The organism is Amycolatopsis nivea, from assembly GCF_004522235.1.
Lineage (GTDB): Bacteria > Actinomycetota > Actinomycetes > Mycobacteriales > Pseudonocardiaceae > Amycolatopsis > Amycolatopsis nivea.
In genome coordinates, this window is record NZ_SDLT01000003.1 from 67309 (window position 1) to 89740 (window position 22432).

19 protein-coding genes are annotated in these 22432 nt (G+C 69.6%); 11 read left to right on the forward strand and 8 right to left on the reverse strand.

Annotated features, from left to right (window positions below; all coding sequences use genetic code 11):
- Window positions 1–4: 4 nt before the first annotated feature.
- Both EIZ44_RS04340 and EIZ44_RS04345 read right to left on the reverse strand, forming a co-directional pair.
- Entirely contained in the window at window positions 5–1042 is a 1038-nt protein-coding gene (locus tag EIZ44_RS04340) for a class I mannose-6-phosphate isomerase (protein WP_134727797.1), read from the reverse strand.
- Window positions 1039–2022: a LacI family DNA-binding transcriptional regulator gene (locus tag EIZ44_RS04345; protein WP_134727798.1), complete on the reverse strand. Its 984-nt coding sequence runs from the start codon at window positions 2020–2022 to the stop codon at window positions 1039–1041. The genes EIZ44_RS04340 and EIZ44_RS04345 overlap by 4 nt, the downstream gene beginning before the upstream one ends.
- A 317-nt stretch (window positions 2023–2339) precedes the next feature.
- Here EIZ44_RS04345 and EIZ44_RS04350 point away from each other — a divergent pair, with 317 nt between their 5' ends.
- From EIZ44_RS04350 to EIZ44_RS04360, 3 genes are all read left to right on the forward strand, one after another.
- Window positions 2340–5597, forward strand: coding sequence for a GH92 family glycosyl hydrolase (locus EIZ44_RS04350; RefSeq protein ID WP_078870419.1), 3258 nt, complete (start codon window positions 2340–2342; stop codon window positions 5595–5597).
- Window positions 5598–5674: 77 nt separating this feature from the next.
- A complete protein-coding gene (locus tag EIZ44_RS04355; protein WP_134727799.1) occupies window positions 5675–8062 on the forward strand; it encodes a GH92 family glycosyl hydrolase in 2388 nt (795 codons plus the stop codon).
- 314 nt (window positions 8063–8376) lie between these two features.
- Complete coding sequence (locus tag EIZ44_RS04360) at window positions 8377–8745, forward strand: DUF3817 domain-containing protein (protein WP_037811885.1); 369 nt, start codon at window positions 8377–8379, stop codon at window positions 8743–8745.
- A gap of 51 nt (window positions 8746–8796) precedes the next feature.
- Here the strand turns inward: EIZ44_RS04360 and EIZ44_RS04365 are convergent, their stop codons facing one another.
- The gene (locus EIZ44_RS04365; RefSeq protein WP_037811883.1) at window positions 8797–9297 is read right to left on the reverse strand and encodes a MarR family winged helix-turn-helix transcriptional regulator; all 501 of its coding nucleotides are present in this window, start codon (window positions 9295–9297) and stop codon (window positions 8797–8799) included.
- 71 nt (window positions 9298–9368) lie between these two features.
- On the opposite strand from EIZ44_RS04365, the gene EIZ44_RS04370 reads away from it, so the two are divergent.
- Window positions 9369–9674: a thiamine-binding protein gene (locus EIZ44_RS04370; protein WP_134669934.1), complete on the forward strand. Its 306-nt coding sequence runs from the start codon at window positions 9369–9371 to the stop codon at window positions 9672–9674.
- Between the two features lies 1 nt (window position 9675).
- Here the strand turns inward: EIZ44_RS04370 and EIZ44_RS04375 are convergent, their stop codons facing one another.
- Window positions 9676–10083 (reverse strand): hypothetical protein, encoded by a 408-nt coding sequence (locus EIZ44_RS04375; protein ID WP_205670316.1) that lies wholly within the window; start codon window positions 10081–10083, stop codon window positions 9676–9678.
- Window positions 10084–10238: 155 nt separating this feature from the next.
- Here EIZ44_RS04375 and EIZ44_RS04380 point away from each other — a divergent pair, with 155 nt between their 5' ends.
- On the forward strand, window positions 10239–11159 hold the full coding sequence (locus tag EIZ44_RS04380; protein WP_199817577.1) for a tetratricopeptide repeat protein: 921 nt from the start codon (window positions 10239–10241) through the stop codon (window positions 11157–11159).
- 55 nt (window positions 11160–11214) lie between these two features.
- Here the strand turns inward: EIZ44_RS04380 and EIZ44_RS04385 are convergent, their stop codons facing one another.
- A complete protein-coding gene (locus EIZ44_RS04385; RefSeq protein ID WP_037811879.1) occupies window positions 11215–12657 on the reverse strand; it encodes a neutral zinc metallopeptidase in 1443 nt (480 codons plus the stop codon).
- Between the two features lie 128 nt (window positions 12658–12785).
- Here EIZ44_RS04385 and glgP point away from each other — a divergent pair, with 128 nt between their 5' ends.
- Entirely contained in the window at window positions 12786–15329 is a 2544-nt protein-coding gene (glgP, locus tag EIZ44_RS04390) for an alpha-glucan family phosphorylase (RefSeq protein WP_043839182.1), read from the forward strand.
- Between the two features lie 105 nt (window positions 15330–15434).
- Here glgP and EIZ44_RS04395 read toward each other — a convergent pair whose 3' ends face one another.
- Together EIZ44_RS04395 and EIZ44_RS04400 are read right to left on the reverse strand one after the other, a co-directional pair.
- Window positions 15435–15830, reverse strand: a complete 396-nt coding sequence (locus EIZ44_RS04395; RefSeq protein WP_134669929.1) for a rhodanese-like domain-containing protein — start codon at window positions 15828–15830, stop codon at window positions 15435–15437.
- Window positions 15827–16372, reverse strand: a complete 546-nt coding sequence (locus EIZ44_RS04400) for a cysteine dioxygenase (protein WP_134669926.1) — start codon at window positions 16370–16372, stop codon at window positions 15827–15829. The genes EIZ44_RS04395 and EIZ44_RS04400 overlap by 4 nt, the downstream gene beginning before the upstream one ends.
- Before the next feature lie 282 nt (window positions 16373–16654).
- On the opposite strand from EIZ44_RS04400, the gene EIZ44_RS04405 reads away from it, so the two are divergent.
- The 5 genes from EIZ44_RS04405 to EIZ44_RS04425 all read left to right on the forward strand — a co-directional run bounded on the left by EIZ44_RS04405 (window position 16655) and on the right by EIZ44_RS04425 (window position 21277).
- The gene (locus EIZ44_RS04405; protein WP_134669924.1) at window positions 16655–17467 is read left to right on the forward strand and encodes an ABC transporter ATP-binding protein; all 813 of its coding nucleotides are present in this window, start codon (window positions 16655–16657) and stop codon (window positions 17465–17467) included.
- Window positions 17468–17540: 73 nt separating this feature from the next.
- Window positions 17541–18320 (forward strand): enoyl-CoA hydratase/isomerase family protein, encoded by a 780-nt coding sequence (locus EIZ44_RS04410; protein WP_101435362.1) that lies wholly within the window; start codon window positions 17541–17543, stop codon window positions 18318–18320.
- Window positions 18317–19282 carry a class I SAM-dependent methyltransferase gene (locus EIZ44_RS04415; protein WP_134669922.1) on the forward strand — a complete coding sequence of 322 codons (966 nt, stop codon included), beginning with the start codon at window positions 18317–18319 and terminating at the stop codon, window positions 19280–19282. Before EIZ44_RS04410 ends, EIZ44_RS04415 begins: the two co-directional genes overlap by 4 nt.
- 1 nt (window position 19283) lies before the next feature.
- On the forward strand, window positions 19284–20492 hold the full coding sequence (locus EIZ44_RS04420; RefSeq protein ID WP_134727800.1) for a class I SAM-dependent methyltransferase: 1209 nt from the start codon (window positions 19284–19286) through the stop codon (window positions 20490–20492).
- 23 nt (window positions 20493–20515) lie between these two features.
- On the forward strand, window positions 20516–21277 hold the full coding sequence (locus tag EIZ44_RS04425; RefSeq protein WP_043839175.1) for an HAD family acid phosphatase: 762 nt from the start codon (window positions 20516–20518) through the stop codon (window positions 21275–21277).
- Window positions 21278–21334: 57 nt separating this feature from the next.
- Here the strand turns inward: EIZ44_RS04425 and EIZ44_RS04430 are convergent, their stop codons facing one another.
- Entirely contained in the window at window positions 21335–22315 is a 981-nt protein-coding gene (locus EIZ44_RS04430) for a chitinase (protein WP_205670315.1), read from the reverse strand.
- Between the last annotated feature and the right edge of the window lie 117 nt (window positions 22316–22432).

Below are 22432 nucleotides of genomic sequence, written 5' to 3' on the forward strand. Positions count from 1 at the left end.
GGCGCTAACTCCTTTCCGGGGCGGGCGGGCGGCAGCGGATGACGGTGAGCGAGCCGGACAGTTCGGTCTGGCCCGCGGCGAACGGCACCGCGTAGGTGTCGCCCTTGGTCACCGGGAACTCGCCGCCGTGCTCGGTGCGCAGGGTGCCTTCGCCGTCGAGCGCGACGAGCACGCTGAACGACGGGTCGAGCGAGAACGCGTTGCCGGACAACTGGATGCGGTCGGCGCGGAAGAACTCCGCCGAGCCCGGCGCGAGCAAGTCCACTGTGGTCGCTTCGTCGCCGGAGGTGTGCTTCACGATCGTCTTGAGCCGGTCGTCGTCCCAGCCCGAGGTGTCGAGCGTTTCGATCGCGGTGTCGAAACCGATCCCGAGGTGGCCCTTTTCCGGCGAGGCAAGGAAATCACGCCACTCCAGGGTCAGTGAGAAGTCCGTCGGCTGCTGCAGTTCGACCACGAACACGCCTTCGCCGATCGCGTGCGGCAGTCCAGCCGGGATGTAGACCGTGTCGCCCGACCGCACCGGGATGCTGTTGAGCGCGCCCAGCATGCTCGGCGCGTCCTGTTCGCGGGTCCATTCGGCGACGGTTTCCTTGCTCAGCGTCTCCCGGAAACCCGGGTACACGCGCGGGTCGTCGCCGTAGGTGCCGACCACGATCCACGCCTCGGTCTTGCCGAAGTGCGAGTCGAAGTGCTTGCGGGCGAACGAATCCGACGGGTGGAAGTGCACCGGAAGCCGCTGTCCGGCGTCGAGCAGCTTCACCAGCAGGCCGGTCGAATCGCCGAGCTTGGCGACGTGCGCCGCGCCCAGCCACGCGTCCGGGTCGGCGCCGACCGCGTCGCGCAGCCAGATCCCACTGGGCAGCTTGGTGAGACCGTTGGTCTCCTGGCCGAACATGGTGGTGACGGAACCGACCCAGTCCTCCGGCCCGAACTTCGAGTCGGTGCCGGTGGCGCCGCGCAGGGCGGCGATGGCGTCGCCGCCCCGGTAGAACTGCGGCGGCTGGTTGGCCGGGAGTGCGACCGGCTCGAGGTGCTGGGTCACAGGGCGGCCTCACCGGAACCGCGGGCGACTAGGTGCACGGGCAGAACTACCTTTCTCGGGGCGGACTGATCGCCCTGGATGCGGGCGAACAGCAGCTCGGCCGCTGCGTGCCCGAGGGCGCTGACGTCGTGGGCGATCACGGTGACCGGCGGGTCGAGCAGGTCCGCCAGTTCGAAATCGTCGAAGCTCACCAGCGCGGGCCGGTGCTCGGCGTGCGCGAGCGCGCGCAGCAGGTGCACCGCGACCCGGTTGTTGCCCGCGATCACGGCGGTGGCCGGGTTCGGCCCGCTGGCCAGCTTGCGCACCGCGTTGCCGACGGTTTCCGGCGTCGGCGTCTGCATCGCCACGAGGCTCTCGTCGTAGGAGATCCCGTTGCGCACACAGCCTTCCCGGAATCCGCGAAGACGCTCGGCGGCGGTGAAGATGTCCGGGCTGTCGCCGAGGAACGCGATGCGGCGGTGGCCGTGCCGCACGAGATGGCTGACCGCCTCGATGGTGCCGCCGAGGTTGTCCACGAGCACGGTGTCGGCCACGATGTCGCCGGCCGGCCGGTCGAGGAACACCACCGGCGTGCCCGCGCGCATTTCCGGCACGAGATAGCCGTGCTGCAGCCCGGCGGGCACGATCAGCAGCCCGTCCACGCGCCGCGCGCAGAACTCCAGCGACAGCTCGCGCTCGCGGTCGGAATTCTCGCCGGACGACCCGGTCAGCACGTGTCTGCCGAAGGACGTCGCGATCCGTTCCACCGCGCGGTTCAGCTCGGAATAGAAGGGGTTGCCGACGTCCTCGACGACCAGGCCGATGGTGCCGGTGGTCGAGCCGCGGCGCAGGTTGCGGGCGCCGAGGTTCCGGCGGAACCCCAGCTGTTCGATCGCGGCCACCACGCGTTCGGCGGTGTCCGGATGCACCGCGGGCTCGTCGTTGACGACCCGCGACACCGTTTTGATGCTGACGCCGGCCAGCCGCGCCACATCGCTCATCGTGGCCCGCCTGCTGGCGGGGCGGGGAAGCCCGTCCGCGTCCCGGCCCGAGTGAGACAACGTTGTCATAATGCGGGGGATTGGACACCATCCGGCCGCTTCGTGTCAATGGCCGCCGACCGGCTTTGCCCTGGGCGACGAATCCGCTGGTGCGGATGGTGGACATCGTTGTCTCGAATCGGACAGGCTCTCACCGCGGTCTTGACGATCCGGTGAGCCATTGCCGAAGGTAGCCCGCATCGACGGTGCGCGACAAGGTTGTCATCGATGCCTCGAGGTCGGTGACGGCGGGTTCGCGCCGGACAACTGGAGAGGCGATGGCGATGGCGCGAGCGCGCTGGAGAGCCGGACTGATCTTCCTGACTTCCGCGGTCGTGGCGACTGGGGCCTCCTTGGCCCCCGCTGCCCCCGCACTGGCCGACACCGGGGCGAACGCCGCGAAGACCGCTGACCTGGCGAAGTGGGTGAACCCGTTCGTCGGCACCAGGCCCGGCGGCGCGGACCACGGGACCGGCGGCGGCGCGGGCAACACCTTCCCCGGCGCGGTCGCGCCGTTCGGCATGGTGCAGTGGAGCCCGGACACGAAGAAATCCCAGCCGGGCGGCTATTTCTACGACGACAACACGATCACCGGGTTCAGCCTCACGCACCTTTCCGGCGCGGGCTGCACCACGTATCAGGACCTGCCGTTCATGCCGTACGTCGGCGAGATCAGCACGTCGCCCGCGACCGATCCGGGCCACTACACCTCGACCTTCGACCACAAGAACGAGCACGCGACCGCCGGCGCGTACGACGTCGCCCTCGACAACGGCGCCAAGGTCGAACTGAGCGCGACCCAGCGCACCGGTTCCGGCCGCTTCACCTACCCGGCGGGCGCGGCGTCGACGTTGCTGGTCAACACTTCCGGCTCGGTCAATGGCACCGACGACGCGTCGATCAGCATCGGCAAGGACACCATCAGCGGCTGGGCGACCAGCGGCCGGTTCTGCGGCGCGAAGAACTCGTACCGGGTCTACTTCTCGGCGAAGTTCGACACCCCGTTCGAGTCGGTCGGGACCTGGAAGAACGGCGCGGTGACTCCGGGCAAGACCGCGGAGACCGGCGGCGCCAGGGCGAAGGTCGCCCAGCCCAACGGCATCGGCTCCTCGATGGCGCGCCCGGCGAAGGCCAAGCCGCAGGACACCACGGTCAGCGGACCGGGCAGCGGCGGGTACGTGACCTTCCCGAACCTCAACGGCGCTCAGGTCAACGTCCAGGTCGGACTGTCCTTTGTGTCCGTCGACGGGGCGAAGGCGAACCTGAAGGCGGAGAACAACGGCAAGAAGTCGTTCGACCAGGTGGCCGCGTCCGCGCGGCAGGCGTGGAACGACCAGCTCGGCAAAATCCAGGTCAGCGGCGGCAGCGACGCCGACACCACGACGTTCTACACCTCGCTGTACCACTCGCTGATCCAGCCGAACGTGTTCTCCGATGTGGACGGTCGCTACCCGGGCTTCGACGGCCGGATCCACCAAGCCGAACGCGGCCACGCGATGTACACCAACATCTCCGGCTGGGACATCTACCGTTCCGAAGTCCCGCTGCTGGCCACTATCGCGCCGAAGCAGACCTCGGACCTCGTGCGCTCGATGATGGCCTTCGCCGAACAGGGCGGTTCGTGGGACCGCTGGACGGTGGCGAACGACTACACCGGCGTGATGAACGGGGATCCTTACCACATCATCGTTTCCAGCGCCTACGCGTTCGGCGCGCGTGACTTCGACGCGCAGAAAGCGTTGCTGCTCATGATCAAGGGCGCGACGCAGCCGACGCAGGGCTACACCGAACGGCCGGGGCTGCAGGACTACCAGCGGCTCGGCTACGTGCCCGGCGCGGCGGCGGACACCCTGGAGTACACGAGCGCCGACTTCGCCATCGCGCAGTTCGCGAAGCGGCTCGGCGACAGCGCCACGTACACCACGTTCATGAAGCGCGCGCAGTACTGGCAGAACCTCTACAACCCGGGCAGCGGACACCTGCAGCCGCGCAACGCGGACGGCTCGTTCTCCGGGAACTACGACCCGGCCAGCTCGCAGGGCTGGGTCGAGGGCAACGGCGCGCAGTACGACTGGATGGTCCCGTACGACCTCGCCGGTCTCGTGACCGCGTTCGGCGGCACCACCGCCACGCAGTCGCGTTTGGACACTTTCTTCACGAAGCTGAACGCCGGAACCCATGAGCCGTACGCGTTCCTGGGCAACGAGCCGAACTCGAACGCACCGTACGTGTACTCGTTCGCCGGTGCTCCGGCGAAGACGCAGAACATCGTGCGCCGGGCGATGGACGAGCTGTACAACCCGCGTCCGGAAGGCTTGATCGGCAACGACGACCTCGGGCAGATGTCGTCCTGGTACGTCTGGTCCGCGCTCGGCGTCTACCCGGAGATCCCGGGCCGCGCCGAAACCGTGCTGACCACGCCGCGTTTCGCGCACGCCGAGGTGACCACCGGAGCGGGCAAGAAGATCACCGTCAACGCACCCGGCACCGGCGAGTACACCAGCGGCCTGAAGGTGAACGGCGGCACGGCCACCAAGGCGTGGCTGTCGGAAGGGCTGATCTCGCAGGGCGGCAAGCTGGACTTCACTCGCTCGACGACCGCGACCGCATGGGGTTCCGCGCCGGCTGACGCGCCGCCGTCGTTCCGCGAACAGGAGAAGCCGAGCCTGTCCTTTGTGGACCCGGCACGCGCGGTGGTGCCCGCTGGCACGACCTCGACCGCCTCGGTGGGCGTGCAGGATCTGTCCGGCACCGCGAGGACCTGGACCTACTCCGCGGGCAGCGCGGACGGCATCACGCTGACCCCCGCGACCGGTTCCGTCCAGGTTCCCGCGGCGGGCAAGGGCCACGCTGACGTGACGGTGAGCGTTCCGGCAGGCACCTCCGACGGTCCGCGCCGGATCCCGGTCACCTTCTCCTCGCCGGGGCTCGCGGACGTCCAGGCGGTGCTGACCGTCCTGGTGGCGAAGCCGAACAGCTGGCTGGCCACGGTGAACAACACCGGTCTGTCGCCGGACTCCAACTCGGCGGCCGGGAACTTCGACGGCGGCGGCTGGAGCTACTCCGCGGACGCACTGGCCAAGGCCGGCGCCAAGCCGGGCAGCACGGTGTCGAGCGACGGGCTGAACTTCACCTGGCCGTCGTTCCCGGTCGGCGACCCGGACAACGTCGTGGCCTCGGGACAGACGATCAACCTGTCCGGTTCGGGACGGCTCGCGCTGCTCGGCTCCGCCAGCAACGGCAACGCGCAAGGCACGCTCACCGTCACCTACACCGACGGCAGCAAGTCCACCGCCACCATCGGATTCTCGGACTGGACCCTGGGCGGCGGCGGAGCGCAGCCGGCGTTCGGCAACCGGATCGTCCTGTCCACGCCGTACCGCAACTCCGCGGGCGGCGACCCGCAGCAGATCCGCACGATGGTGTTCGCCACCGCGCCGATCACGCTGGACGCGGGCAAAACCGTCGCGAGCGTGACGCTGCCGAGCGGCGTCAGCGGCGGCTCCCTGCACGTGTTCGCCATCGCCGCGGGCTGATCCACTCGTTCCGCAGAAGGGCTCCCGGCGGGAATTCCCGCGGGGAGCCTCTTCTGCGGACTTTTCCAAGGAGTCTCATGAGGAGCAGAGTTGTGGCGGGCGCGACGGCGCTCGCCGTGGTCGCGGCCGCGCTGACGCCGGTCGCGGCACAGGCGCGTCCGGCCGATCCGCTGGACGCGGTGAACACGTTCATCGGCACCCAGGACGAGGGCAACACCTTCCCCGGTGCGTCCGCGCCGTTCGGCATGGTCCAGTCCAGCCCGATCACCACGCACTACGCCGGATACCTCTACACCGACACCGCGATCCGCGGCTTCGGGCACTTCTTCCTGTCCGGCGCGGGTTGCTGGGAACAGGGAGGCCTGGTGTCCATGCTGCCCACCACCGGCGACATCGGCCCGGGCGCGGCGTTCGACACCAGCAAGCCGGCGACCTTCGACCAAGCCAAGTACGCCGCGCCGTACACGCACGAAGGCGAAGTCGGCAAACCCGGCTATTACAAGGTGCATCTCACCGGCTACGGCGGCATCGACGTCGAAACCACCGCCAGTACCCGCAGCGGCGTCGAACGGTATTCCTTCGACAAATCCGGCCCGGCCAACGTTTTCGTGAATGTCGGGCAGGCGAACGCGAAGGAACCGGTCAGCGGCAGCAGCGTCCGGATCGTCGACGACCACACCATCGCGGGCACCGTCGAATCGCAAGCTTTCTGCGGAGGCAAGCCCTACACCACTTACTTCACCACGAAATTCGACCAGCCGTTCTCCTCGTACGGCACGTGGTCGCCGGACGGCGGTACGCCCGGCAGTCGCTCGGCACAAGGCGGCGCGGGCCTGCGCGGCGCGTGGCTGACCTTCCCCAAGGGCGGCCAAGTCACTGCCACCACGTCGATTTCCCAAGTGGACGCTCGCGGTGCGGACACGAACCTCGCCGCCTCGCGCGTCCGTCCGTTCGACGCCGTGAAGAAGGACGTCCAGCGAGACTGGCGACGTGAACTGTCCAGTGTGGACATCACCGGCGGCACCCCGGACGACCGCACGGTCTTCTACACCTCGCTCTACCACGCCTTCCTGCAACCGCTGACCGCGAACGACGCCGACGGCCGGTACTACGGCTTCGACAAGAAGATCCACCGCGCGATCGGCTGGACGTACTACGACTTCTTCTCCCTCTGGGACACCTACCGCTCGCAGAACCAGTTGCTGGCGCTGCTGAAACCGGACCGTGCCCGCGACATCGCGAAGAGCATCCTCGCCATCCACGACCAAGGCGGCTGGCTCCCGCGCTGGGCGTACGCGAGCCAGGAAACGAACACGATGACCGGCGACCCGGTCACGCCGTTCCTGGTCGACCTGTGGCGGTTCGGCGCGCTGAGCGGCGAAGAAATGCACGCCTACCAAGCACTGCTGCAGAATTCGACCGAGATCCCGCCCGCGTCGTCGCCGTTCCAAGGCCGTTCCGGCAACGCGAGCTACCAGGCCGACGGATTCGTCCAATACGACCCGAATTTCCCGAAAAAGGGCCAGGACACCGATCCGGCACACGGCGCGTCCGCGACGCTGGAATACGCCCTCGCCGACTGCTCCCTCTCGGTGATGGCCTCCGCGCTCGGCCGCAAGCAAGACGCGAAGCAACTCGCCGCCAAGGGCCGGACGTACGCGACGCTGTGGGATCCGTCGGTGACCGACCGCGGCTTCACCGGCTACTTCCGCCCGAAGGTCACCGGCGGCAGCTGGTACACCCCGGCTGACGGCCCGTACAGCCCGCAGGGCCAGGACGGCTTCCACGAGGGCACGGCCTGGCAGTACCAGTGGCTGGTGCAGCAGGACGTGCCCGGACTGGTCGCGAAGATGGGCGGCGCGGCCAACGCGGGCAAGCGGCTCGACGACTTCTTCGCCTACGACGACCTGGTGAAGGACCCGGCGAAGACCGCGCACGAGAAGTGGGTCGTCGGTCCGTACGACTACTACAAGCAGTTCCGCTACAACCCCAACAACGAGCCCGATCTGCACTCGCCGTGGATGTACACGCTCACCGGACAGCCGTGGAAGACCTCCGCGGTGGTGCGGGCCGCGCACACCTTGTTCACGAACGCTCCCAACGGAGTCACCGGCAACGACGACCTCGGCACCATGTCCGCCTGGTACGTCTTCAGCGCGCTCGGCCTCTACCCGGCCGTTCCGGGCACCGGCAACTTCGTGCTGAACGCGCCGCGGTTCGCCAAGTCTGTAGTGCACCTGCCGAACGGCCGCGACTTCACCATCAACGCGCGCGGCGCGAACGGGGCGCAATTGCAGTACGTCTCCGGGTTGCGCGTCAACGGCACGGCGTCGGACAAAACGTTCGTCAGCCTCGAACAACTGCGCCGCGGGTCCACTCTGGACTTCGCGCTGACCGCCGACGCGCCGAAGGCCACGTGGGGAACGTCACCCTCCTCCGCGCCGCCTTCTCCTTGTGCCGGTTAGTGTTCGCACGTGGACGGTAAGTGAAGGCCGCCTCCCGGATCCTGGGATCGGGAGGCGGCCTTTCCCGTTAACCGGGCATTTCCCGCCTGTTTCCGGCTCTCGTCCGGAATTGGTTCGGACCTTTGCCGCGATCGCTCGTGACCAGAGTCACGGGCCCCGGTGTTCCGGTGAGGCCGGTCACGCCTCACACTGGTCTCATACCCGTTCGACAGTGCTGTTGACGCCAGGCGGTTTCCGTCCGCCTTGGACAGTCCGTCGGACGTGTTTTTTGTGTGTGCAGTCAGCACGCACCGGGTGACGCACAGGAGGATGTCGTGTCCAGCAAGGCCGCTCTCGTGTTCCGCGTGGCCGCAGTCGCCGAGGCTCTGTCCTGGCTCGGCTTGCTGATCGGGATGTTTCTCAAGTACGTCGTCGACGCGTCTAACGAGGGCGGCGTGCCCGTCCTCGGCATGGTGCACGGCGTCGTCTTCGCCCTGTACGTGATCGTCTCCCTGTCCGTGGCCAAGCCGCTGGGCTGGCGCGGCAAGACCCTGGTGCTGGCGCTGCTCGCGAGCATTCCGCCGCTGTTCACCTGGCTGTTCGAGAAGTGGGCCCTGCGCAACGGCAAGCTGGACGGCCCGCAGCGGCTGACCCACGGCGGCGTCGGCCTCTTCGTCCGCGCGCAGGAGCCGGTCGGCGTCTGATCTTCCGCTTTTCCCGAAGGGCCCGTGCGAACCGCGCGGGCCCTTCGTGCGTCACGAGGTGAAGTCGCCCGCGGACTTGCGGACCTTGGTGAGCAGGTCGGTCAGCTGCTCCACCTGCCGCTCGGTGAGCCCGGTGAGCCCGAAGTCGATGCCGGTGACCGCGGCGGTGGCGGTTTCCCGCAGCGCGCGCCCCTCGTCGGTGATCTCGACGAGCGTGGTGCGCCGGTCGGTGGGATGCGGCACGCGCTTCACGAGCCCGTCGCGCTCGAGCCGGTCCACTATGTTGGTGACGCTGGTGGGATGCAGCTGGAGCCGTTCGCCCATCACCCGCATCGGCAGCCGCGCGTTGCGGGAGAAGGTGAGCAGCACCAGCGCCTCGTAGCGGGCGAAGGTGAGGCCGTGCGGCTTGAGAGCGCCGTCGACCGCCGACTGGATGATCTGCTGCACCCGCATCACACCGGTGACCGCGGCCATGGTTCCGGCCGGGCCGATCCGGTCTTCCCACAGCTGCGCGGCACGGGCGATCGGATCGAACGGCAGCGGACGGTTCATGGCAACCGAAGCTACCAGCGGGTACCCCGGTCGTGGGGGTCGCCCTGCGAGAACAGCGAAAGGAATCCGGCATGATCGTCGCGTTCAGCGTGAGCCCCTCGGCGGGGGAACCGGACGGCGGAGTGAGCGAGGCCGTCTCGCGCGCGGTGAAGGTGGTGCGCGAATCGGGCCTGCCGAACTCGACCAGCTCGATGTTCACGGAGCTCGAAGGAGACTGGGACTCCGTAATGGCGGTGGTGAAGAAGGCGGTGGAAGCCGCGGGGGAGGGCTCGGCGCGCGTCGGGCTGGTGCTGAAGGCCGACATCCGCCCCGGCTACGACTCCGGCCAGCTCACCGCGAAGGTCGAGCGCGTGGAAGCGCACCTGCGCGAGGACTGAGCTACGGAATCGGCGGCGTGAACGCGACGGTCCAGCGTCCCTTGGCGCTGGTCACCGCGAGCCGGTAGCTGAACTGCTCGCCCGCCCCGGTCTTCCCCTGCACGACGGCCGCGGTCGGCGAGCGCTCGTCCGGCGCGAGCCGCACGGAGATGTCGTGCGCGTTGCCGTCCTTGAGGACGCTGACGTAGTCCTTGGCGAGGTCGCCGCCGCCGGAGCCGGGGACGTCGAAGAGCCCGGCGAGCGCGTCCGCGTCCCGCCCGCTCAGCGCCGCGGTCAGCTCCGTGCGCAGTTCCGGCGGGGACGCCGCGCCGGGCGGGTCCTGGTGCGCGACGGTCGCCGTGATGCTGGCGATCCACGCCACCGCGACCACGACGGCCGCGACCACCGTCACGTTGCGCCGGCTGAGCATCCTGCGGCCTCCTCGTTGTCCTCGCGCAGAGCATGCCTCAGCGGAGTGCGCATGCCAAAAGCGAACCTCGGGGCTGCTGCTGAACTCTCGCGGCGAGGCGTGCCAGGATGGAGGGCGTGACACACCCACGCGGATCTGCAGCGAACTCAGCGGCCATGTCCGCCGCGTTGTCCGGCGCGGTCGACCTGTCCGCGCTCAAAGCCAGGGCGGAGGCGTCCCGGAACCAGCCGCCTTCGGGGGCGGGACAGCCGGGCGGCACGTCCGCGCCTCCGTCGGACACGGTGCTCGAGGTCACCGAGGCGACCTTCCAGTCCGTCGTCGAACTCTCCCTCAACCAGCTCGTGGTCGTCGACCTGTGGGCCGGGTTCTCCGAACAGTGCCAGCAGCTGACCGCGGTGCTGGAGCGGCTGGCCGGCGAGAGCGGCGGCGCCTGGGTGCTCGCGAAGGTCGACGTCGAAGCGAACCCGCGCATCGCGCAGGCGTTCGGCGCGCAGTCGGTCCCGACCGTGGTCGCGATCGCGGGCGGCCAGCCGGTGGACGCCTTCTCCGGCGCGCTGCCGGAGCCGGAGATCCGCAAGTGGCTGAACTCCCTGCTCGACGCGCTGCGCGACCGCCTGCCCGGCATCCGCGCCGCCGAAGAGGCCCGCGGTCCGGTCGAGGAGCCGGAAGACCCGCGCTTCACCGAGGCGGAGGAAGCCTTCGAGCAGGGCGACTACGCCGCCGCGCAGGCCGCGTACGAGCGCATCCTGGACGCCGAACCGGCCAACGAGCTGGCGAAGAACGCACTGGCCCAGGTCAAGTTCACCGCCCGCGCCGAGGCCGCCGACCCGAGCGCCCGCGAGAAGGCCGAAGCCGACCCGAAGGACATCGACGCCCAGCTCGCGGCCGCCGACCTGGACATCGCGGAACAGGACGTGGAAGGCGCGTTCCGCCGCCTGGTCGACGTCGTCCGCCGCACCGCCGGGGACGACCGCAACCGCGTCCGCGAACACCTGGTCGCCCTGTTCGAACTCTTCGACCCGGCCGACGAGCGCGTCGCGAAGGCCCGCCGCGACCTGGCGAGCGCCCTGTTCTGAGCTGACGAAAAGGGCCGCACCGGAGCGTTCCGGTGCGGCCCTTTTTCTGTCTGGCTCAGGGGTACTGCTTCGAGCAGGAAGACGACCCCTCGAGATAGCCCCGCCGCAGCGCCTCGACCCGGTCGAACCCGCTGTCCGGCCGCTCCCCGTTCACGTTCGCCGACACCAGCCCGTCCGGCCGGAGCAGATCCGCGATCGCCTCGTCCAGGTCGCCGGACGACAGCTTCAGCCGCACCTCGCCGGTCGGGTGGTTCGAGAACGCCGCCCAGGCCCCCACGAGGCAAGCCGTGCGCAACCCGGCGTTAGGCGTGTCGATCGACGCCCCCACGCCCTTCTGGACCCCGATGGCGTACCGCGACGCCAGTTCGGCGAAGGCGGCGAAGTCGCCCAGCCCGCCCCCGGGCCGGCCGGCCATCTCGGCTTCCTGGTCCACCGGCTCGGCCAGCTTCTCCAGCGCCCGCTGGTCGAAAACCACCGTGTTGTCGTTGGGGCAATAAGACGCGGGCGGCGTGCTCGGCCCGCCGGGACAGCTGCCCGACCCGGCCCGGAACTGCGGCCCCTGCACGCCCGCTTCCCGGAACGCCTCGTCGAGGCTGCCCTTCAGCTTCGCCACCCGCTGCTCGTCGAACGGGGCGTCGCCCTTGCCCTTGTCGCCCGAGTCGAACGGCCGCTCGGTCAACCGCTTCTGCACGTTCTGCGCGTTCATCGCCGCGCATTCCTTCGGCCCCTTCTCGAACCCGGCCTGGAACGCGTACGTCCGGTCGAAGGCCGTGCCGTGCGCCTGCCGGTCCGTCGCGCTGGTCCCGGCCTGGTCGCGGATGAAGAACATCGCCGCCATGATCTGGTCGAGCCCCTCGGCGGTCGACACCCGGTAGAACTTGCTCTTGTCCTCGGCGACCCACCGGAAGTACCCGCCGGCGAAGCAGTCCGCCTGCTGTTCCTTCACCACGGTCGGCGTCGACTTCGAAATCCCCGCGGTCGCCCCGAGCCGGTACTGGATCGCGTGGCCGAACTCGTGCGCCAGCACGGTCACCACCGACATCGGCCCGAACCGCTTGCGCAGCATCGGCAGCAGCACGCCGCGGTCCCACGCCACCGAATCGTCGCCCGCGCAGTAGAACGCGTTCACCAGCTGCTTGACGCTGCCGCACGCGGTGTCCTCGGTATCGTGCTTCGAGTCGTAGGACAGCAGCGATTTGACCGGCTCGAACCGCTTGCCGCCGAACTCCGCGGGCAGCGCCTCGGTCCAGTACGCCTGCACGTCCGCGATCGCGGCGGTGGCGAGCTGGTCGTCCTCGCCGCCGCTGGCGTTGCGCACCCGCAGGTCCGGCCGCGGCGCGTCGGTCCGCAGCCCGCTCTCGAAGTGCGTGACCGGCAGGCCGGCGACGTTCCCGGCTCCCGGCGTCGCCGCCGGAGTCTTGTCCCCGCACGCGGCTGTCCCCAGCACGGTCGCCGCGACCAGCGCGACCAGCGCGTACCGGCGTCCCCCTCGGCTCATGTTCCCTCGTTCCCCATCCGCGTCCGACAACGAACCGGGACATTACTGACCCGGATGGCGGAACGTGGCGGCAATCCCCGAAGTGGGGTGCGAGCGCGGGCGAAGCGGGCCGGATATCGTCGCTGACCATGCGTGCAGTCCGCCGGTTCACCGTCCGTGCCAGCCTGCCCGAGCCGCTCGCCGGGCTCGGGGCACTCGCGACCAACCTTCGCTGGACCTGGCATCCGCCGACGCGCGACCTGTTCGCCTCGATGGACGCCGACCTGTTCAACAAGATCCGCGACCCGCTGCGCATGCTCACCGCGCTGCCGCCGGAGCGGCTCGAGGAACTGGCCAAGGACGAGGACTTCCTGGACCGCACCCGCGAGGCCGCGGCCGGGCTGGAGCGCTACCTCACCGAACCGCGCTGGTACCAGCGGCGCACCGACGACGGCCTTCCCCAGGCGGTCGCGTACTTCTCGATGGAATTCGGGGTCACCGAGGCGCTGCCGAACTACTCCGGCGGCCTCGGCGTGCTCGCCGGCGACCACCTCAAGGCGGCCTCGGACCTCGGCGTCCCGATGGTCGGCGTCGGCCTGCTGTACCGGTCCGGCTACTTCCGCCAGGGCCTGTCGCTGGACGGCTGGCAGGTCGAGCACTACCCGGTGATCGACCCGAACGCCTTCCCGCTGGAGCTGGTCACCGAGGACGGCCGCCCGGTGCTGGTCGAGGTCGCCATGCCCGGCGGACGCGACCTGCGCGCGCAGATGTGGCGGGCGCGCGTCGGCCGGATCCCGCTGCTGCTGCTCGACACCGACATCGAGGCCAACGACGAGGACCTCCGCTCGGTCACCGACCGGCTCTACGGCGGCGACGCCGACCACCGGATCCGGCAGGAGATCCTGGCCGGCATCGGCGGGTTCCGCGCGGTGCGGAAGTTCTGCGAGCTGACCGGGCATCCGCAGCCGAAGGTGTTCCACACCAACGAGGGCCACGCCGGATTCCTCGGGCTGGAGCGCGCCCGCGAGATCATCCAGTCCGACGGTCTCGCCTTCGACGAGGCGCTGCCCGCGGTCCGCGCCGGCACCGTGTTCACCACGCACACGCCGGTCAGCGCGGGCATCGACCGCTTCCCGGTCGACCTCGTGCAGCGGTATTTCTCCGACGGCAGGCTCGTCCCGGACGTCGACGTCCGCCGCGTGCTGCAACTCGGCGCGGAGGACAACCCAGGCCTGTTCAACATGGCGCACATGGGACTGCGGCTGGCGCAACGGGCGAACGGCGTCTCCAAGCTGCACGGCCGCGTCACGCGCCGGATGTTTTCCCGGCTGTGGCCCGGTTTCGACGACGCCGAGGTGCCGATCGCGTCCATCACCAACGGCGTGCACGGGCCGACCTGGGTGGCGCGCGAGCTGAGCGCGCTGCTCGGCGGCAACCACGAGGAGTTCGGCCACGAGGGCCGCACGCCGGACAGTTCGCTGCGCGACGGCGTCAGCGACCAGCAGCTGTGGGAACTGCGCCGGGAACTGCGGGGGAAGCTGGTCGGCGAGGTCCGGCGGCGGGTGCGGGCGGCGTGGATGCAGCGCGGCGCGTCAGCGCTGGAACTGGGCTGGACCGACCGCGTTTTCGACCCGGACGTGCTGACCGTCGGCTTCGCCCGCCGCGTGCCGACGTACAAACGGCTCACGCTGATGCTGCGCGACCCGGACCGGCTGCGCGCGCTGCTGCTGGACGAGAAGCGGCCGATCCAGATCGTGATCGGCGGCAAATCGCATCCCGCCGACGAGAACGGCAAACAGCTGATCCAGCAGATCGTGCGGTTCGTCGACGATCCCGCGGTGCGCCACCGCATCGTCTTCCTGCCGGACTACGACATGTCGATGGCCCGCTACCTCTACCGCGGCTGCGACGTGTGGCTGAACAACCCGGTGCGGACGCTGGAGGCGTGCGGCACGTCGGGGATGAAGTCGGCGCTCAACGGCGGCCTGAACCTGTCCATCAAGGACGGTTGGTGGGACGAGTGCTACGACGGCTCGAACGGCTGGGCCATCCCCACCGCGGACGGCGTCACCGACCCGCTCCGCCGCGACGACCTCGAAGCCGCGGCACTGTACGACCTGCTCGGCCAGCAGATCGCGCCGCTCTACTACGACACCGGCGAGGACGGCGTGCCGACCGGCTGGCTCGCGATGGTCTGGCACACGCTCGAAACGCTGGGCCCGCGCGTGCAGGCGTCGCGAATGGTGCGCGAGTACGTGGATTCCGGTTATCTGCCCGCATCGAGGATGGTCGCCGCCGCCACCGACAACGGCCACCAGGGCGCGCTTTCGCTGGCGGACTACCGCACCAAACTGGAAGTCGCGTGGCCGCGCGTGCGGATCTTCGACGCCGAACTCCAGTACGACCACACTGAACGCCTCGTGGTGGGCACCGAGGTCACCATCCGCGCCCGGATCGACCTGGCGGGCCTCGAACCGTCCGAAGTGGACATCCAAGCCGTAGTGGGCCAGGTCGGCGACGGGGACGAACTCGCGGACGCGGTGCAGGTCCCGATGACACCGGACGGAATCGGCGCGTTCGCCGCGACCCTGCGCCTGCCCCGAGCGGGTTCGGTCGGCTACACGGTGCGGGTGCTGCCGAAGCATCCGCTGCTGGCCAGCCCGGCGGAACTGGCGCGCGTCGTGCTCGCCTGAGCCCGCTCGCGCCCCAATGCCACATTGGGTGCATCTGACGCACCCAATGTGGCGTTCGGTGCGTGGGACGCACCCAATGCCACATTGGGGCGCTCGCGACCCAGCTCAATCGACCGCCGGGGTTCCGCCTTCCCGCACCGGCAACCCAGCCGCCGCCCAAGCCCGGAACCCGCCCACCAGATCCGTAGCCCGCACCAACCCCAGCCGCTGCAGATCCGCCGCGGCCAGGCTCGACGCGTACCCCTCGTTGCACACCACCACCGCGACCGTCTCCGCCGAAACCCCCGGCAGCCGCCACTCGCTTTCCGGGGCCAGCCGCCACTCCAGGTGGATCCGCTCGACCACCACCGACCCGGGGATCTCGCCCTCGGCGACCCGGTTGGCGTACGGCCGGATGTCGACGATCAGCGCGCCGTCGGCCTGCAGTTCGGCGGCGCGCGCCGGGTCCGCCCGGTCCAGCGTGGACCGGGCGGCGGCGAGGAAACCATCAAGTGCGCTCATGACCGCACAATGGCAGGAAGCGGCGGGATCTCGTTCGGCACGTCGGCGAGGCTCGTGTACTCGCGCGTCGACACCAGCGGCGGCGAGTAGGCGTGCACGCTGGCCGCCGGTTCGCTGCCGACGCCCAGCACCTGGTGCGCGCGTCCGGCGCCGAAGCCGATGCCCTGGCCCGCGAGGTGCGTGCGGCGGCGCACCGGGCCGCCGGGGTAGCGGTACTCCTCGCCGAGTTCGCCCTGCAGCACGGTGAACGAACCCGACGCGCCGCCGTGGTCGTGCGGCTTCGTGGCCTGGCCGGGCAGCCACGACAGCAGCCACAGTTCGACGCCGTCGGTCAGCGCGAGGCGCGCCCACCAGCGCCGGTCCTCGTCGAAGCGCAGGACGTCGCACAGGCTGGTGGTCAGTTCGGTGGTGACCGTGCGGGTCAGATCGACCAGTTCGCGCGGCGTCCACAGCAGCCGCGACGGGTGCAGCAGTTCGGGCAGCAGCGGATCGGTCAGCTGGGGGTGGATTTCGATTTCCGGACGGACGATGGACGTGGTCAACGCGGGTGCTCCTGAAATGAGTCGGTGCCGGGACGCGAGGCAGCGCGGCACGCCGACGGAAGATCAGCGTGCGTGCCGCGCCCGGCTACATCCGCTGGAAGCCACCAGGAGCAGGTCGATCGCGCGACGGCGCCACAACACGGGGCGCGCGGACCTGGACATGCCGGGGATGCTGCCACAGCCACGCGATCACGGCCGCTCGTCCCAGCGGCTGGACGCCCGGCGCGCCGTTAGCCCCGGGCGGGTGCGAGTCCGTGCCCGGGCGACCGCCACAATGGGCTCGTGAGCGAGCCGATCCTGCCCAGCGATCCTGACGACCTCGTCGTGCGGATGTCCGGTGTCGGCGTCCGCCGTACCGGAAACGACCTCCTCGCGGCCCTCGACTGGGCGGTCGAGCTGGACGAGCGATGGGTGGTGCTCGGGCCGAACGGGGCCGGCAAGACCACCCTGCTGCGCCTGGCCGCCGCCGAACTGCACCCCACCTCCGGCACCGTCGACCTGCTCGGCGACCGGATCGGCAAGGTGAACATCTTCGACCTGCGCCCGCGCATCGGCTTCACCTCCGCCGCGATCGCCCAGCGCGTGCCCGGCGACGAGCGCGTCGCCGACGTCGTGGTCAGCGCCGGGTACGCGGTGATGGGCCGCTGGCGCGAGCAGTACGACCGGATGGACCTCGACCGGGCGACCGAACTGCTCGGCACGCTCGGCATCGCGCACCTGGCCGAGCGCACGTTCGGCACGCTGAGCGAGGGCGAGCGCAAGCGCGTGCTGATCGCCCGCTCGCTGATGACCGACCCGGAGCTGCTGCTGCTCGACGAGCCCGCCGCGGGCCTCGACCTCGGCGGCCGCGAGGACCTCGTGGCCCGGCTGTCGGTGCTCGCGATGGACCCGGACGCGCCGGCGATGGTGCTGGTCACCCACCACGTCGAGGAGATCCCGCCGGGCTTCACCCACGCGCTGCTGCTGCGCGAGGGCCGCGCGGTGGTGTCCGGGCTGGTGGACGACGTGATCACCAGCGAGAACCTGTCCAAGACGTTCGACCAGGACCTGGTGCTGCAGCGTTCGGGCGAGCGGTTCTTCGCCCGCCGCAGGTAGGTCGGCTAGGTTGGCCTTACCGGCCGGTAGCCTGCTGGCGCTGCGTCAACGCCGTTAACGAGGAGGAGTTCGCGTGGGAGAGTTCGTAACCCTGGAGGTCGAGGGCGGGGTCGGCACGATCCGGCTGGACCGGCCGCCGGTCAACGCGCTGAACAACCAGGTGCAGGCCGAGCTCGCCGAGGCCGCGCGCGAGGCGTCCGACCGCGACGACGTGCGCGCGGTGATCCTCTACGGCGGCGAGAAGACCTTCGCCGGCGGCGCGGACATCAAGGAGATGGCGTCCCGCACGTACCCGGAGATCGCGAAGTTCGGCGCCGAGCTGACTGCGTCGCTCGCCCGGGTCGCGAACATCCCGAAGCCGGTCGTCTGCGCGATCACCGGCTACGCCCTCGGCGGCGGCCTCGAACTGGCGCTGACCGCGGACTGGCGGATCGCCGGCGACAACGTGAAGGTCGGCCAGCCGGAGATCCAGCTCGGCATCATCCCCGGCGCGGGCGGCACGCAGCGGCTGACCCGGCTGATCGGCCCGAGCAAGGCCAAGGACCTGATCTTCACCGGCCGGTTCGTGAAGGCCGAAGAGGCGCTCAAGCTCGGCATCGTCGACGAGGTCGTGGCCCCGGACGACGTGTACGCGGCGGCGCGCAAGTGGGCCTCGCAGTTCGCGAACGGCCCGGCGGTGGCGCTGCGCGCGGCCAAGACCGCGATCGACTCCGGCCTCGACGTCGACCTGGCGACCGGCCTCAAGATCGAAACGCAGCTGTTCACCGCGCTGTGGGCGACCGAGGACCAGCGCAACGGCATGCAGTCGTTCATCGACAACGGCCCCGGCAAGGCCAGTTTCGAGGGGAAGTGACTTCCGTGTCCGACCCGGCGCCGAACCCGCACGCCACCGAAGACGAGGTCAAGGCGGCCTACGCCGACCCGAAGCTCGCGAACGTCCTCTACCACGACTGGGAAGCCGGGACGTACGACGAGAAGTGGTCGATTTCCTACGACGAGCGCTGCATCTCCTACGCCACCGACGTGTTCAACGCGGTGGCGGGCGACGACGGCCAGCCGTACCAGCACGCGATGGAACTGGGCAGCGGCACCGGCTTCTTCCTGCTGAACCTGATGCAGGGCGGCGTCGCGAAGAAGGGTTCGGTCACCGACCTGTCGCCGGGCATGGTGCAGGTCGCGCTGCGCAACGCCGAGGGCCTCGGCGTTGACGTCGACGGCCGGGTCGCCGACGCGGAGCGGATCCCGTACGACGACAACACGTTCGACCTCGTGGTCGGGCACGCGGTGCTGCACCACATCCCGGACGTGCGCCAGGCGTTCGGCGAGGTGCTGCGCGTGCTCAAGCCGGGCGGGCGGTTCGTGTTCGCCGGCGAGCCGACGAAAATCGGCGACCGCTACGCGCGCCGCCTCGGCCAGCTCACCTGGTACCTGACCACGAACATCACCAAGCTGCCCGCGCTGAGCGGCTGGCGGCGTCCGCAGTCCGAATTGGACGAATCCTCGCGCGCGGCGGCGCTGGAGGCCGTGGTCGACATCCACACCTTCGACCCGTCGGAGCTGGAAGCGATGGCGCGCGGCGCCGGCGCCCAGGACGTCCGCGCGGTCACCGAGGAGTTCTCGGCGGCGCTGGCCGGCTGGCCGATCCGCACCTTCGAGGCCGCGGTGCCGCAGGAGAAGCTCACCGTGCGCTGGCGGCTGTTCGCCTACCACCTGTGGCTGCGGCTGTCCGCTTTGGACAAGAAGCTGCTGTCGAAGGTGCTGCCGCGCGAGCTGTTCTACAACGTGATGATCACCGGGACCAAGCGGCCGTCCTGAATTGCCCTACAGTTTCACGCTCGACGACGTCGCCTTCCTGCGCTCCGGCGCGGGACGGGCGGCGCTCGCCGAGTGCTCCACATTGGACGGTTCGCGGATCGCGGACGTCACGACCGCTCGTCGCCTGGCCGGGGAGCACGCTTCCCCGGTGCTGGAAACCGTTGCGCTGCGGCGTAAATCGGTTCTGAAACTGGCTTCGTCCGAGGATTGGCTGTTCACTGGCGACGCCTTGCAGCAGGCGAGCGCTACGCCAGTGGCCTGGCATCGCGCTTCCCGGCTCGCGGGGTTGCCGGTGCACGACGTCACCTGCTCGGTCGGCGCGGACCTGGTTGAACTGTCTCGCGTCGCCTCGGTGGCGGTCGGGTCCGATGTGGACCCCGTACGGCTGGAAATGGCTCAGCACAACGCTTCCGCTGCCGGAGTCTCTCCGCTCATCGCCCGGGCCGACGCCTTGCTGCCGATTTCCCGGACCACCGCTGTGGTCGCCGATCCCGCCCGCCGCGACTCCGCGGGTCGCCGGGTATGGCGTCCGGCCGACTTCCTGCCGCCGCTCGACGAACTCGTGGCCGCGTATCCCGGCCGGATCCTGTCGGTGAAATGCGCGCCCGGCATGGATTTCTCCATCGCGCCGTGGGCGGACGAGGTCGAACTCGTGTCGCTCGACGGCCAAGTCCGCGAAGCCTGCCTGTGGCGCGGGCTCTCGTCCGGGGTCACCCGCCGCGCGACAGTGTTGCGTTCGGACGGTACACAGTGGACTCTCACTGACGCGGAGCCGGACGACATCCCCGTGCGGGCGGCGGGGGAGTGGCTCGTCGATCCGGACGGCGCGGTCGTCCGAGCCGGGCTCGTGCGGCATTACGCGGCGCGGCACGGCTTGTGGCAGCTGGACGAACGCATCGCCTACCTCACCGGCGACACGCCGCCGCCCGGAGTGCGTGCCTTCCGGGTGCTCGAACAGTTGCCGTACCGGGAAAAGACGCTCGGGCAGGCGTTGAAGAAGCTCGACGTCGGACGGCTGGAGATCCTCGTCCGCGGCCTCGACGTAGACCCGGACGCCTTGCGTCGCAAGCTGAAACCGCGCGGTCGCGAAGAGTCCACTGTGGTGCTGACGCGGATCGGCCGGTCGCCGGTGGCGTTCGTGTGCCGCGCCGAGCGCATCCCGATGGAGGGTTCCCAAGCCGGGGAACGCGGCGTAAGTTCTGCGGGTTGACGCATCATCACTGGAGGGTCGCTGTGTCTCGTTTTCCCGCTCTCGTCAAATTGGCCGCCGCCGCGGCCATCGGAGCCACCGTCGCAGGCGGCGCGACCGCGCTGGCCGGGTCCGACGCCGTCACTGCCGCGCACGGCCGCGAACCGGCCAACATCGGCCAGGTGAAGAACGACGTCAAGGCGTACTACGGCGACTGGCTCGACGCGTCCGGCAAGCACCACTACTCCGAAACCAGCCGGTTCGTCACCGACACCAAGCGCGTGGTCGCCGACGCGAAGCGGTACCTGCAGCAGAAGCTCGGGAAGGTGAAGAACCCGGCGATCGTGCTCGACGTGGACGACACGTCCGAGGTCACCTACGGCTGGGAAGCCGACAACGACTTCGGCTTCGACCCGGTGAAGCAGCAGAAAGCCATCGACGACGGCACGTTCGAGGCCAACAAGCCGGTCCTGGAGCTGGCGAAGTGGGCCGCCGACCGCGGGGTGCGGATCTACTTCCTGACCGGCCGCAACGACAAGCAGGGCCCGCAGTCGCTCAAGAACCTCGCCAACGAGGGCTACCCGACCCCGGCCGGCGCGTACTTCAAGCCGAAGACCACCCCGCCGGACTACCTGCCGTGCGGGCTGACCTGCACCACCGTCCAGTACAAGTCGGGCACCCGCGCACACATCCAGTCGACTGGCGCGCATATCGTGCTCAACCTCGGCGACCAGTTCAGCGACCTCGAAGGCGGCTACGCGGACCGCCCGGTGAAGCTGCCGAACCCGATGTACTACCTGCCCTGAGTTCCTTGCCGGAAGCAGCCCGGGTCCCGCGCCGGGCCCGGGCTGCTCCGTTTCTCCTCAGCCGGAGTACCCGGCGAAGATCTTCGAGAATTCGTACGGCTGCTGGGAAATGTTCGTGCACCGGTACAGCGGCCCGCTGCACGCGTTCGCGTCCCGGCCGAGTTCCCAGAACGACAGCATTCCCAGGTGGACACTCTGCGCGAAGCTGACCACGGCGCTGGCGTCCTTTGGGTAGAAGATCTCGTTCTGCGAATCGTTGACGCCGAGCATCGGCGTGAGCCCGACCTTCTGCCAAGCGTCCGCATCGGACAGTCCGAGCGCCGATTTCAGTTGCGCCTGCGTGGATCGCGCCGCCTGGATCGCCTTGGCACCCTGGTCGCCGGAGCCCTGGTAGTAGTCCATCGCCATGACGTTCACCAGGTCGAGATTGACGCCCGCGTCCCGCGCCGAGGTCACGACGTTCAGCCCGTCCGACGTGAGCCCGGTCGGAAGCACCGGCAGCGTCAGGGAAATCTTGAGCCCGGGATTGTCGTCCTGCACCTTTTTCAGTGCCTGCGAACGAAGTTTGATCGAACCCGGGTCGGCGACCGCCGCGCCCTCGATGTCCACGTCGATGTACTTGAGGTCGTAGGCTTTGATCACCGCCTCGTACTCGCCGACCAGCGAATTGACGTCCCCGCACGCCTGCGCGAGCTCGACGCCGGACGCACCGCCGAACGAGACCTTGACGTCTCCGCCCGCCGCGCGGATCTTCGCGATTTCGTCGGACTGCCAGCCCTGGCGCGGGTCGTAAGCAGCGAACCAGCTGGCCTTGCAAGCAGCTCCGGTGACGAAGCCGAGGGTGAAACTCTTGATGCCGCTCTGCTGGGACATCGAAGACAGCACAGGCGACGGCCACGCGCCCATGTCCACATAGGGCGCGAGCGCGATCGACGAGCCGCTCGCCGCGGCCGCGGTGCTCGGCGGCGCCGCGAGTCCGGCTACGGCCAGCAACCCGCCGAGCGCGGCCGCCAGTTTCCGGGGGGAGGGGAGACGCATAGGTGGAACCTCCACGGTGAGGACCGAGGGGCGGTAAACCCCTGTCCAAATGGTATAGACCAATAACCCTGTGGAGGCCATACGCCATTAGTAGGCCGATTCGTCCCGCTGACCGGG

Bases quoted from the DNA above. Each gene is read 5' to 3' on its own strand.
- EIZ44_RS04385 (WP_037811879.1), bottom strand. From the start codon at position 12,657: ATGAGCCGAGGGGGACGCCGGTACGCGCTGGTCGCGCTGGTCGCGGCG.
- EIZ44_RS04370 (WP_134669934.1), top strand. From the start codon at position 9,369: ATGATCGTCGCGTTCAGCGTGAGCCCCTCGGCGGGGGAACCGGACGGC.
- EIZ44_RS04395 (WP_134669929.1), bottom strand. From the start codon at position 15,830: ATGAGCGCACTTGATGGTTTCCTCGCCGCCGCCCGGTCCACGCTGGAC.
- EIZ44_RS04345 (WP_134727798.1), bottom strand. From the start codon at position 2,022: ATGAGCGATGTGGCGCGGCTGGCCGGCGTCAGCATCAAAACGGTGTCG.
- EIZ44_RS04430 (WP_205670315.1), bottom strand. From the start codon at position 22,315: ATGCGTCTCCCCTCCCCCCGGAAACTGGCGGCCGCGCTCGGCGGGTTG.
- EIZ44_RS04380 (WP_199817577.1), top strand. From the start codon at position 10,239: ATGTCCGCCGCGTTGTCCGGCGCGGTCGACCTGTCCGCGCTCAAAGCC.
- EIZ44_RS04350 (WP_078870419.1), top strand. From the start codon at position 2,340: ATGGCGATGGCGCGAGCGCGCTGGAGAGCCGGACTGATCTTCCTGACT.
- EIZ44_RS04375 (WP_205670316.1), bottom strand. From the start codon at position 10,083: ATGCTCAGCCGGCGCAACGTGACGGTGGTCGCGGCCGTCGTGGTCGCG.
- EIZ44_RS04355 (WP_134727799.1), top strand. From the start codon at position 5,675: ATGAGGAGCAGAGTTGTGGCGGGCGCGACGGCGCTCGCCGTGGTCGCG.
- EIZ44_RS04365 (WP_037811883.1), bottom strand. From the start codon at position 9,297: ATGAACCGTCCGCTGCCGTTCGATCCGATCGCCCGTGCCGCGCAGCTG.
- glgP (WP_043839182.1), top strand. From the start codon at position 12,786: ATGCGTGCAGTCCGCCGGTTCACCGTCCGTGCCAGCCTGCCCGAGCCG.